Source organism: Oceanicola sp. 22II-s10i (assembly GCF_002210105.1).
In the GTDB taxonomy this organism is placed as follows: Bacteria; Pseudomonadota; Alphaproteobacteria; order Rhodobacterales; family Rhodobacteraceae; genus Pseudooceanicola.
Window position 1 is genome coordinate 1 of sequence record NZ_AQQU01000006.1, and the last position, 12448, is coordinate 12448.

The following is a 12448-nucleotide window of genomic DNA, read 5'->3' on the forward strand; positions in this document are numbered from 1 at the left end:
CGGCAATCGGCTTGCCGAACTGCACCCGCTCCTGCGCGTAGGCGACCGTCATCTCCAGCGCCCGTTCCATCGCGCCCGCCAGCCCCGCCGTTCGCACCGCCGCGCCGATCAGCAGCAGCCCCTCGGGCCCGAACCCTTCGGGCGCGGCGGCGACTGCGGATGCGTCGAGCACCGTGTCGAAGTCCAGCGTGTCGCGCCGTTCGCGCGCCATGTTGGTGCCGGGCGTGACCTCGAGCGCCGCGGCCGGGAGGAGCGCCAGCATCGGCGCGCCGTCCAGCTCGGCCGGAACCAGCAGCGCGGCGGCCTCGCCCCCCCAGGGCACGCGGGCGGCCAGTCCCGACAGGCGGAAGCCCTCGCCCTCGCGGGACAGCGCTGCCCTGGCGGCGGTCGCCGGGGCGACATAGCCCTCGGGCGGGGTCAGCCCGGCGCGGCGCGCGACCCAGAGCGTGATCATCGCGTCGCCAAGAGGCACCGGCAGCGCGTGGCGGCCGAGCAGGCGGACGATCTCCACCGCTTCCGCGGGTCCGAGTTCGGAGCCCCCGTCCGCGCCATCCAACATCCCCCGCGGCAGGCCGAGCCCGTCGAGCTCCTGCCACAGGCCAGCGGGCCACGCGCCCTGTTCGGCCGCCTGCAGCCCCTCGCGCGTCACCTTGTCCGCGGCAAAGCGTTCCACCATCTCCGCCATCGCGCCGTCGAGCATGTCCGTCTCCTCCTCATGTCCGGCCCCGGCCGGTGTTCTATGTAAGTCGCCGACCCCGGTCGGATCCGGCCTGTCGGTTCATCCCCGGATACACCCGCAGCCAGAGCGGCATGGCCTACGCAGTCCAAGCCACCGTCAGCCGCGGAATCGACAGCAGGGAAAGGCGTGAACACGGCACCGGACACCCGGTCCCGGACGCCGCCCCGGAGCGCATCCCGCCAAGCATGACCATTCAACCCGCTTCCCTGTGCGGCTGCCAGCCGAAAGCTGACCGGACCCGGCGGCGCGCAGGGAGCCAGCCCCGAGGCAAGGCGACACCAAGTGAGAGGTGGCTTGGTACCCAAGATCGGACTCTAGCCGACAGGACCGTGAGGCCGGGGGATTTTGAACTTTCAAAAAAACGCTAAGCATCAAATAGCTAGAGAACGACGCTACTACGGAATGCGCCGCCCCTCGGTCCTACTGGGGGAGGCATTTGCTGCCTGAAATACCTTCAATAGGCCCGCGCATAGTGGACGCTTTCGTCGCCAATTTTGACGCAGGAAATCCCGGCGGGGAACGGGGTGCATCGGTCAAGGCATGCCCATGGCATGGAACGCGCGGTCAGGCATCAAATGGCAAGACACGCCGGGCCGATGGTCGCGAAATCCGGAACGTGGAGACATCGGCGCGGCCCCTTTTCTTCGCCGCACTGGGTCATGCGGGGCTATGGCCGAACGGTCAGAGTGTCATCCAGTGCCGCGCTCGTCCCATCAGGGCCGTTGCGGTGGCATGCAGGAAGTCACCGGTCGCCTTTGGCGCAAGACCGGCAGAGGCGCGGGCATGTGTCCCTTCCAGTATCACCGCAAGCTTGAGGCAGGCCAGCGCGACATACCACTCGACCCGGCCGAGGTCGCGACCCGTCCGGGCGGCGTAGTGGGCGATCAGTTCCCCGGCGGTCGGGAAGCCGACCCAGGGAGTCACGCGCAGACGCGGCAGGTCCGGGCCTCCGGCACCGGGCCAGGTGGCTATGATCCAGCCGAGGTCGATCAGGGGATCGCCATGGGTCGCGAGTTCCCAGTCGACAATCGCGGCAAGGTCGCCACTGTCATGGCGATACATGACGTTGCCCAGCTGGTAGTCGCCGTGAAGAATACCCGGCACGAAGCTCTTGGGCGTGGTGCGCCCCAGCCAGTCGGCGACGTCCGCCACGTGCGGAAGCGATCCCGTTCCCGACCAGCTGTCGAACTGGGCATAGCCTTCGTACTGCGTCATCCACCGCACCGGCTGGCGTTCAAGGAACCCCGAGGGGTTGCCAAGATCGGCGAGGCCGACCGCGGCCGGGTCCAGGGCATGCAGCGCGGCCGCGCCTTCGACCAGGGACAGGCCCATGCGATGGCGCATGTCATGGTCGGACTCATGCGGCTCGGGCAGACCGGAGAGAACGGTGAAGCCGTCGACCGGCTCCATCAGGTAGAACGACGCGCCCAACACCGCGTCAGCTTCGCAGGCCGCGATCAGGCCGGGGTGCGGCACGCCGGACCCGGCGAGCGCCCGGAGGATGCGGCTTTCCCGTCTGGTCGTCTCGTTGGCCTTCGGGCGCGGCTTGGTCGAGGGACGGCGCAGCACGAAATCGCGTCCGCCCTTGCGGAATTGCACGAGGATGTTCTGCGTCCCGCCGGTCAGCAGCGCCGCGTCCTCGATCGGGCCGGGTTCCAGCCCCTGCCCGTCCATCCAGTCGGCCAGGCGCACGCGGTCCATGACGGCGCCAACGGGATCGTCGCTTCCGTCCTCGACAAGGCTGACCGTGAGCGGATCGACTTCGGACGCGGTCATTCGGCCGCGTGTTCTGACGGCACCTCGGCCGGGTCGAGCCCCAGCTTGGCCCGGGCCGCGGGCACGGCCTTGAAGCGCACGTAATCGGGGAACATCTCCTCGGTCGGCTCGTATTGCCGCAGGAGCTGACGCGCGACGACGGACTTGTGCACCTCGGTCGGACCGTCGGCCAGCCCGACGACAAAGCTCTGCATCAGGTAGTCCGAGAACGGCATCTGCGTGGTGATCCCGATCGAACCGTGCAGATGCATCGCCATCGAGGACATGTCGTGCAGGACCTTGGTCATCAGGACTTTCACCGCAGAGACGTTCTGCGACAGCGCCTTCCAGTCCTGCCCCTGGTCGTGCAGCCAGGCGGTTTCGAGAACCAGCAGCCGGAACTGGCGGATCTGGATCCAGGCATCCGCGATCTTTTCCTGGACCATCTGCTGCTTCCACAGCACGTCGCCCTTGGTCCTGCGCGACTTGACCCTCTCGCAGGTCAGGTCCAGGCATTTCTGGGACAGGGCCAACGACCGCATCGCGTGGTGCAAACGCCCGCCGCCAAGCCGTTGCTGGGCCACGACAAACCCGTCACCCCGCTCACCAAGCAGGTTTTCCCTGGGCACGCGGACATTGGTCCAGCGGACATGCGCGTGGTCGTACTCCTTCTGGCCGTGGTAGCCATAATCGCGGATGATCTCGATACCGGGCGTATCGGCATCGACGATGAACATCGATTGCCGGCGGTAGGGATTGTCCGCCTCCGGCTCCGTCACCACCATGGCGATGTAGAAGGACGCGAAATTGGCGTTGGACGCGAACCACTTCTCGCCGTTGATCACCCATTCGTCCCCGTCCAGGACCGCCGTCGTCTTCTGCATCAGCGGGTCCGCCCCGCCCTGCGGCTCGGTCATCGCGTAGCAGGACACCATGTCGTTGTTCAGGAGCGGCTCGAGCCACTTCTTTTTCTGCTCGTCGGTTCCGTAATGGGCCAGGATCTCGGAATTGCCCGTATCGGGGGCTTGCGCCCCGAACACGATCGGGCCGAACCGGGACCGGCCGAACTGTTCGTTCATCAGCGCCAGCTTGAGCTGGCCGTAGCCCTTGCCGCCGAGATCGGGCCCGAGATGGCAGGCCCAGAGGCCGCGCGCCTTGACCTCGGCCTGCAGCGGGCGGACGAGACGTTTAAACCCTTCGTCATGGATGTTCCACTGGCTCGGCAGGACGTGATCCAGCGGCTCGATCTTCTCGCGGGTGAACTCCGCGATCCAGTCGAGCTCCTTCTGGAATTCCGGCTCGGTTTCGAATGACCACATGGGACGTCCTTTCAGTATTGCGCAGAGGACGCAGGCGCTCAGGCCAGCGTCTCGTCCACGATCAGCAGGGATTTTCCGATGGCCTTGCCGGACATCGCGAACTCGAGAAGTTCGGCGTAATCGCCGAAGGCAAAGCGCCGTCCCACGGGTGGTGAGATCCTTCCCTCACCCGCCCAGACCAGCAGCCGGTCGACCATCCTGTCCGCCTCTTCGACGTCGAAGACGGCTGCGAACTGGCGACAGTCGATACCGACGATCGACGCGCCCTTGACCAGCGGCAGGTTCAGCGGAAGCGACGGGATCTCACCCGCCGCGAACCCGACGACGAGATACCGGCCGCGCCAGCGCAGCGAGCGGAAGGACGGTTGCAGCAGCGGACCGCAGACCGGGTCGTAAACGACGTCTATGCCGTTCGGGGCCAAGGCCTTCAGCCGGTCCCGCCAGCCGTCGACCTGCGTATCCAGAACCTCGTCCGCGCCGGCGGCTTTCACGGCCTCGCGTTTTTCGGGCGTAGAGGCGACACCGATCACGGTCGCGCCAAGCGCCTTGGCGACCTCGACGGCGGCCAGCCCGACCCCGCCTGCCGCGCCGATGACAAGGACGATCTCGCCGGCCTTGACCATGCCGCGGTCTTCCAGGGCGTGCATGGCGGTCAGGTAGTTCCCCCTGAGCACCGCCGCGCTGGCCCCGCTGAAGGTGTCGGGCAGTTTCTTGACGTCTCCGGCTGTCGCGATGGCGAACTGGGCGAAGGCGGCCAGGGCGCGGGTCAGGACGCGCGTGCCGATCTCGAAACCGGTCACGCCCTCCCCGACGGCCTCGACCACGCCCGAGACTTCGCGACCGGGCGTATGCGGCAGGGGCGGTTTCGTCTGGTAGCCGCCGATCGCCTCGAGCGCATCGACATAGCCGACCGAACAGGCACCGACCCGGACCAGGACCTGGCCGGGGCCGGGTTCCGGGGTCGGCACGTCGACGATCTTGTAGTTCTCGATGGACTCGAGGTTGTCCGACTGGATCAGCTTCATCGTGGGGGCGTGTGTCATGTGTTCTCCTCAGGCCGCAGGCCAGTATTGCGCGCGCAACTGGCCCTTGAGCAGCTTGCCGGTGTCCGAGCGCGGCAGCGCGTCCACGAACTCCACGCTGCGGGGGCACTTGATCCTGCCGATCCTGCCGCGGCAGTAGTCGATCACGTCATCCTGCGAACAGGTGGCACCCTTCCGGCGCACCACGACGGCCTTGACCTCTTCACCGAAATCCGGGTTCGGAACGCCAAAGACCGCGGCATCGGCAAGCTCGGGGCATTCGTTGAGGACGTTCTCGATCTCCTGCGGGTAGATGTTCACACCGCCCGAGATGATCATGAAGGACTTGCGGTCAGTCAGGTAAAGATAGCCGTCCTCGTCGAGATAGCCGACGTCGCCGACCGTCACCCAGCCCTTGTCGTTATAGGATTCAGCCGTCTTTTCAGGCGCGTTGAGATAGCGGAAGGGCACCCCGCCCTCGACCCAGAGCGTGCCAGGCTGGCGCGGCGGCAGCGCGTTCCCGTCGTCATCCAGCACGTGGATGGTGCCGCGGATGCAGCGCCCGACGGACCCCTCGTGGGCCAGCCATTCCTCGCTGGTGATCATGCAGATGCCGACACCTTCGCTCGATCCGTAATATTCCTGGATCACCGGCCCCCACCACTCGATCATCCGGTGCTTGACCTTGACCGGGCATGGCGCCGCGGCGTGGATGGCGACCTGCATGGAGGACACGTCGTAGGCGGCGCGCACCTCGTCAGGAAGGCCGAGCATGCGCGAGAACATGGTCGGGACCCACTGGCTGTGCGTGACCCCGTGCCTCTCGATCAGCCGCAGGGCCTCTTCCGCATCGAACTTCGGCATGACGACGACGGTGGCGCCGAGTGAGATCATGCCCATGACGAACCGCAGAGGGGCCGCGTGATAGAGCGGCGCGGGGCAGAGATAGACGGAGTCCGCCGTCGCGCCGAACCGGCCGCGCAGCATGTCCATGATCAGCTTGGGCGAGCCGAACGGCACCTTCGGCATGTCACGCACGATGCCCTTCGGCTTGCCCGTCGTGCCCGAGGAATACAGCAGGTCGTAACCTGTGCTGCGGTCTTCGAGTTCAACGTCGGCAGCCGCGTCGACCCGCGATTGCAGGGAGGCGTAGCCGGGGCTGGGTTTGCCCAACATTAGGCAGGTGACGTCGTCGGACAGCCTGGACTTCAGATCAGCCGCGATCCCGGATTTCGCATCGGAGGTGACGAACAGCTTGGCGCCGGAATCGCCGACGATATAGGCGATCTCCTCGGCGGAAAGCTGTGTGGACATGATGGCGTAGACAAGGCCGGAGCGTTCGGCGGCCCATGCGAGTTCGATGATTTCCGGCCGGTTCTCGACGCAGAAGGCAACGACATCGCCCTCTTTCAGGCCGAGGGACTGGAACATCCGCGCAAACGCCCGCGAGTTCTCGGTGAGCTGGGAATAGGTCAGCCGGGCCCCGCCCGAACCCATGATGACCGCCGGGCGGTCCGGGTCCGTTCCCGCCCAGTGGTCGGGTTTGTAGATCGTCTGCTCTGTCATGGGTCGGTCTTCTGCCTGGTCTTCGGTGGCAACGTCGGGGAGTGCGCCCAGTCCCGAGGGGACCGGGCGCATCAAAGGCTTACATCGCGCCTTCGGGGATCAGGGCCTCGGGCACGTCGACGCCGATTTCCTTGTAGTAGCGGTAGGCACCGGGATGCAGCGGCGCGTTCAGCTCGGTGAAGGCCGTGTCCAGGGTGATCTGGTTCATCCACTTCGCGGTGTCGTGCAGCGAGTCGAGGTTTTCCCAGAGGGTCTTGGTCATGTTGTAGACCACTTCCTCGTCGAGGCCCTCATGCGTCCCGAGACCGACCCAGGTCGCGAGGGTGTGCACGGATTCGGTGTTCACCTGGCTGTCACCGTAGACGTCCGCGGGGATCTCGGCCATGCGGCGGCCGGGGATCTTGCGAAGCTCTTCGAAGGCGTCGGAATTGAGCGTCTCTTCATCCACCCCGAGGATACGGATCTCACCGAGCGCGGCGAGCTGCATCAGGATGCCGGAGGGCACGTTGTCGGGCGTCACGTAGAGATCGACCTGGCGGTCCTGGAACGCCTGGAGCCCGGAGGCCCAGTCGAGTTTCGAGGCCGTGTAGTCCGCGTCGGCTTTCAGACCAGCCGCCGCTTCGACGAAGCCGCTCGTGACGCGCAGCGCGGCGCCGGCCGGCGGGCCGAGGTAGAGTGTGCGTCCCTTGAGGTCGTCAAAGCTTTCGATGCCCGAGTCCGCCCAGACGACGAACTGATATGCGCCAAGCGGATAGGCCATGATGGTGCGCAGCTTGGATGCCAGCTCGGGCGCGGCATCCATGTCCTTGTACATCACGGCCTTGTTCCGCATCCAATGCGTGATCGGGGCGGAGAACAGGAAGAGATCAAGCTCGCCCATGCCGGCGTCGACGGCCATCCGGGTCGCCTTTTCGCCGGTCGCGACCTGGATACGGTAGGGATGGTTCTGCTGCACGAGTTCCGAGAACGCGATGCTGAATGCCGTCGTGCCCGAGGACGCGTCAAGCGAACTCATCGACAGGTTCTGCGCGGATGCGCCCGTGGCCATCGCCGCCGAAACCGCCGCGACGGCCATGGTTTTCTTTAGTCTGCTGAAGTTGAAAGACATTGGATTGCTCCTCCTGGTCCAATTCTCGGTATTTTGGCGCCGAAGCGCCGGCTTGGCTCCGCCCCGGCCGATGGCCGGAACGGGTGTTTCTCTATCCGTGGGCGTGGGTCCGGACCGTGAACCTGTCGAACAGTGTCAGGGCCAGTGCCGTCGCGGCCGCGGCGGCTTCTACCCAGACCACCGGGTAGATCAGCAGCACGGCTATCGCGACGCGCAGGATCCGCATCGGCATGCCGATCTGCGACTTCGAAAACCCGATCAGCCCGGTCGAGGCCATCCAGACCGCCAGCGACATCCGGGCAACGATCGAGATCAGGTCGAACCATTCGAACCCGTTCACGATCAGAAGCTCGGGGTAGTAGATTATGGCAAAGGGGATCATGAAGCCGACGAAGGACAGCTTCAGGGAGGTGACGCCGATCATCATCGGGTTCGCCTTGGCGATCGGGGCCGCCGCAAAGGCCGCCAGCGCGATCGGCGGCGTGATCGCCGACAGAACACCGTAGTAGAAGACGAACATGTGCACCGAAAGATCGTCGATCCCCAGCCGCTTGATCGCGGGCCCCAGGACCAGAACGATGATCAGGTAGGCGGGCAGCGTGGGCATGCCCATCCCGAGGATGATGCAGGCCATGGCCGCGACGACCAGCGACAGGAACAGGTTGCCCTCGCCCAGCGTCGACACGACCGACGCGAACCGGATGCCGACCCCGGTGATGCTCATCACCGCAAGGATCACCCCGATCGCCCCGACCGCGACGATGATCGCGCCGCCGGAGCGCCCTGCATCGGCCAGCATCGACAGGATCTTCTGCGGCGCCCGACGGAACTCGGGATTGACGATCAGGCCCATGGCGACAGCGGAAAGTGTCCCGAGAACGCCGGACATCGCGGGCGACCGGCCGCTGACAAGCACGGCGACAACGACAAAGATGGGCACCACGAACATCAGCGCCGACAGCCAGTCGCTGCGGTCCAGTGGGACCAGTTCGCTCTCGGGCGTCGCCTCGACACCCGCACGGCGCGCCTCGACGATGATCGCGGCGGCCAGCGCCCCGTAGTAGAACAGCGCCGGCAGCAGCGCCGCGACACAGATCGACAGGTAGTTCATGCCGGTCAGGTCGGCCATCAGGAAGGCCGCGGCCCCCATCACGGGCGGCACGATCTGCCCGCCGGTCGAGGCGGTGGCCTCGACAGCACCCGCGAAATGCGGCTTGAACCCGCGCCGCTTGATCAGCGGGATCGTGAAGGACCCGGTGCCGACGACATTGGCCGTGACACTGCCCGACATGGACCCGAACAGCGCGCTTGCCACGACGGCGGCGAGCGCCGGGCCGCCCTTGAACTTGCCGGTGTAGTAAAGAGAAATCCGGATCAGCGCATTCGACGCACCGGTGCTTTCCAGTGCCGACCCGAAGACGATGAAGATCAGGATGATCTGAAGCGTGACCGCGAGCGGCATGCCGAAGACGCCCTGGAAACCGAACCAGATCGTCTCCATCGACCGGCTGAGCGAGAAACCCGAATGCGCGAAGATGCCCGGCAGGTTCTCACCGAACAGGACATAGCCCAGCATCAGCAGAGTCACGATGGCCAGCGACAGGCCAAAGACCCGCCGCGTCGCTTCGATCACGACGAGCGTCGCGCCAAGGCCGATCCACTGCTGGGTCTTGCTCAGCCCCATCAGCATGTTCTCGAACGCTTCGTAGAGGTTTAGGAATTCCCAAAGCCCCAGGCCGATCACGGCGATCAGCGCTGCATCAAGGACATTGCGCCAAGCGGGCAGCGGCTCGTCCCGCCGGACGCCTGCACCGAGCAGCACGACCAGAATGGCGGCGCCGAAGACGAAGCCGCGATGCGGACCGGCCTCCAGCATCCCGAAGAGGGCAACGTAGATCGCCTGAAGCGATATCCCCACCGCGAGGATGCTGACGATCCAGAATCTGAATGATTGCAACAAGGCTCCCTCCCCGAGCTTTCGTGAATCAGCGTCGCATGATCGACAGTTTTAATTCACGTGCATTTATTTCTCACATCGCTCTCATTTCGAGTCAACTGGGAATCCGGGCCGAGACGGCGAGATGAGCGTTAAACCGAAGCCCTCACACGACCTCGAGCCAGACCGACGCCGGCTCGCGGTCGGTGACCAGTCGATTGACCGGCGCCGAGGTGTCGCGATACCCGATCGCGACGCCGCAGAAGAGCCGCAGCTCGTCTGCCGGATCGAGGAAAGCCGAAACGCATTTCTCGCGCGCCGCCCAGGCTTCCTGCGCACAGGTGTCGATGCCCGCTTCGGTCGCCAGCAGCATGAAGGTCTGCAGGAACATGCCCAGATCGGACCATTGGGGCGGCCCCATCTGCCTGTCGAAATAGCAGAAGATCGCGGCCGGAGCGCCGAAGCAGTCGAAGTTCTCCGCCAGCCTCGCGTAGCGCGCTGGCTTGTCGTCGCGCGAGATGCCCAGAAGCGCGTACATATCCTCACCGCACTTGAACCGGCTGCTGCGATATGGCTCCTTCAGCCCCTCGGGATACACCCGGTAGGCCGGGGTCTCGGGTTCGGTCCACTCCGACAGATGCGAGCGGAAATCCTGCATGCGTTCCCCGTTGACCAGGAAGATCCGCCAGGGCTGCACGTTCCCGCCGGACGGCGCACGGGATGCCTTGACCAGCAGTTCCGTCAACGTCTCCGTGGCGACCGGTTCGTTCGAAAACGCGCGGATGGAGCGCCGCTCTGCGACGGCTTGCGAGACATCCATGTTTCTTCCTCCCAAAGACATTTGTTCAGTTGACCCAATGCGTCCGCATTAGTCCGGCACAGCCCCAGCCTGTCAGTCGTCCAAGCCGGTCTGCGTGCGGCTGAAGCGCGGCGCGGCGTTCGATTGCAGCACGTCATCACGCCGGACAAGGACACGGCGCGCGGCCATGTGCGGGTCCCGCTCCGCCTCTTCGAAGTCGAGGACCGGCGACACGCAGGCGTCGGTCCCGCCGAAGATCTCCATCCACTCGTCACGGGTCTTCAGCGCGAAGATCCCGGCGTAGGTTGCCCTCATCTCGGGCCAGCGGGCCTTGTCGTGGCGGTTGTCGATAAGGTCGCGGGACAGCCCCAGACCCTCGGCGAGAATGGCAAAGAACGCGTCTTCAAGCGCACCGACCGCGACGTGACCCCCGTCCCTGGTCCGGTAGCAGGTGTAATAGGGCGCGCCCGCGTCGAGGCGATTGCGTTCCCGCCCCGCGATATCCCATCGGCCATCCGCGATCATCTGGTGGATCAGCCCCATCATGGCCGGAACCCCGTCCACGATCGCCGCGTCGATGACCTGCCCCCTGCCCGAGGTCGCGCGCTCGACCAGCGCCGCGAGGATGCCGGTCATCAGGAACATTGTCCCGCCACCGTAATCGCCAAGCAGGTTCAGCGGCGGCACGGGCTTGTCTTCGGGCCCCATGGCATGCAGCGCGCCGGTCAGCGCGATGTAGTTGATGTCATGCCCGGCCATCCGGGCCATCGGGCCGTCCTGCCCCCACCCGGTCATCCGGCCGTAGATCAGGCCCGGATGCCGCGCCAGGCACGCATCCGGCCCGAGGCCGAGCCGTTCCATGACGCCGGGCCGGAACCCTTCCATCAGCACATCCGCGGCGGCGATGCGGTCCAGCGCCTCGGCCCGGCCGTCTTCGCTTTTCAGGTTCAGGGCCACCGACAGCTTGCCCCGCCGGTTCACGTTGGTCGGATCGGGTTCGAACGTCTTGCGGTCGATGACCGTGACCTCGGCGCCCATGTCCGCCAGCAGTTGCCCGGCCAGCGGCACCGGGCCAAGGCCTGCCATCTCGACCACCTTGATACCCGCCAGGGGCCCGGTCTTCTTCATCGCGGCCGGCATCAGACCAGCGCCTTACCGTCGGCAAAGAGATCCCGCAGGCGGCGGGCGTGGTCATCCGCCGACCCGAACAGCATGTCCGCGACCAGCAGGCGCTTCACCAGCCGGCCAAGGGCGTATTCCTCGGTCACGCCGATCCCGCCATGCATCTGGATGGCCGACATGCCCGCCGGGCGCAGCCGGGTGTTGACCTGCCGTTTCAGTGACGAGACCGCCAGCCGCCGCGCATCCGCGTCGACGCCATCCAGCGCGCAGGCGGCGCGATAGACGATTGACCGGAACTGTTCGGCCTCATGCGCGAGGTCCACCATCGCATGCTGAAGCACCTGGAAGCTTCCGATGGCCACGCCGAACTGTTTGCGCGTCTTCAGGTAGTCGAGGGTCATGTCGCGGATCGTCTCGATCGCGCCCAGGGCATCCGCGCCCATGGCGAAAGCCCCGACATCGTTCAGAAGCTCGAGGCGCTCCGCCCCGTCCACGTTGCCGAGGTCGACGCGGGTCTCGTCCGACAGGGCAAGGCCATCGACCGTGACAACCGCCGCACCGCGTCCGTCGATCAGGTCCGATGCCTCGACCTTCAGGCCCGGCGCATCCCTGGACACGACGTGGAATTCCACCGTGTCCCCGTTCCGGACGGACAGGAAAATGACATCTGCATCGGCTCCGCCGACGACCCCCGACCAGCGCCCAGAAACCCTGCCATCAACGAGTTCCGGCAGAACCGACGCCTTGCCCGCAATCGCGACGGCCGCGCGCGCCCTGCCCTCGCTCAACGCGGTCAGCATATCCTCATCGGCGACACGCGCCCCCCGGACCATCGCGCCGGGCAACATGGCGTTGGCGATGAAGGCCGCATCGGACCCTGCCTTTCCGAACTCCGTCAGGGCAAAGACCATGTCCTCGTAAGGCGATCCGATCCCGCCGCTCTCCTCCGGAAAGGCCATGGCGACGGCACCCATCTCGCGGATCGAGGCCCAGGTTTCCGCGTCTCCGGGTGTGTCGTCCTGCAGCAGCCTGGCGACGGAGTCGGTGATCATGCGCTGTTCGTCAGTGATATCGAAATGCAT

General features: G+C 66.0%; 10 protein-coding genes. All 10 read right to left on the reverse strand.

The window, feature by feature from the left end; translation table 11 throughout:
* On the reverse strand, positions 1-700 hold a 700-nt coding region (locus ATO6_RS15190), incomplete at its 3' end, for an acyl-CoA dehydrogenase family protein (RefSeq protein WP_141102014.1).
* A 720-nt stretch (positions 701-1420) separates the two neighbouring features.
* Entirely contained in the window at positions 1421-2515 is a 1095-nt protein-coding gene (locus ATO6_RS15195) for a phosphotransferase family protein (RefSeq protein ID WP_254919167.1), read from the reverse strand.
* Positions 2512-3813 (reverse strand): acyl-CoA dehydrogenase family protein, encoded by a 1302-nt coding sequence (locus ATO6_RS15200; RefSeq protein WP_088624882.1) that lies wholly within the window; start codon positions 3811-3813, stop codon positions 2512-2514. The genes ATO6_RS15195 and ATO6_RS15200 overlap by 4 nt, the downstream gene beginning before the upstream one ends.
* 38 nt (positions 3814-3851) lie before the next feature.
* Positions 3852-4856 carry an NADPH:quinone oxidoreductase family protein gene (locus tag ATO6_RS15205; protein ID WP_217899013.1) on the reverse strand — a complete coding sequence of 335 codons (1005 nt, stop codon included), beginning with the start codon at positions 4854-4856 and terminating at the stop codon, positions 3852-3854.
* A 9-nt stretch (positions 4857-4865) separates the two neighbouring features.
* Positions 4866-6401 (reverse strand): acyl-CoA synthetase, encoded by a 1536-nt coding sequence (locus ATO6_RS15210; RefSeq protein ID WP_088624884.1) that lies wholly within the window; start codon positions 6399-6401, stop codon positions 4866-4868.
* Positions 6402-6480: 79 nt separating this feature from the next.
* Positions 6481-7509, reverse strand: a complete 1029-nt coding sequence (locus ATO6_RS15215) for a TAXI family TRAP transporter solute-binding subunit (protein WP_088624885.1) — start codon at positions 7507-7509, stop codon at positions 6481-6483.
* Positions 7510-7600: 91 nt separating this feature from the next.
* Complete coding sequence (locus ATO6_RS15220; protein ID WP_176440957.1) at positions 7601-9466, reverse strand: TRAP transporter fused permease subunit; 1866 nt, start codon at positions 9464-9466, stop codon at positions 7601-7603.
* Between the two features lie 145 nt (positions 9467-9611).
* Entirely contained in the window at positions 9612-10265 is a 654-nt protein-coding gene (locus ATO6_RS15225; RefSeq protein WP_088624887.1) for a nitroreductase, read from the reverse strand.
* Positions 10266-10337: 72 nt separating this feature from the next.
* Complete coding sequence (locus tag ATO6_RS15230; protein ID WP_254919168.1) at positions 10338-11384, reverse strand: CaiB/BaiF CoA-transferase family protein; 1047 nt, start codon at positions 11382-11384, stop codon at positions 10338-10340.
* Positions 11384-12448: an acyl-CoA dehydrogenase family protein gene (locus ATO6_RS15235; protein WP_088624888.1), complete on the reverse strand. Its 1065-nt coding sequence runs from the start codon at positions 12446-12448 to the stop codon at positions 11384-11386. The genes ATO6_RS15230 and ATO6_RS15235 overlap by 1 nt, the downstream gene beginning before the upstream one ends.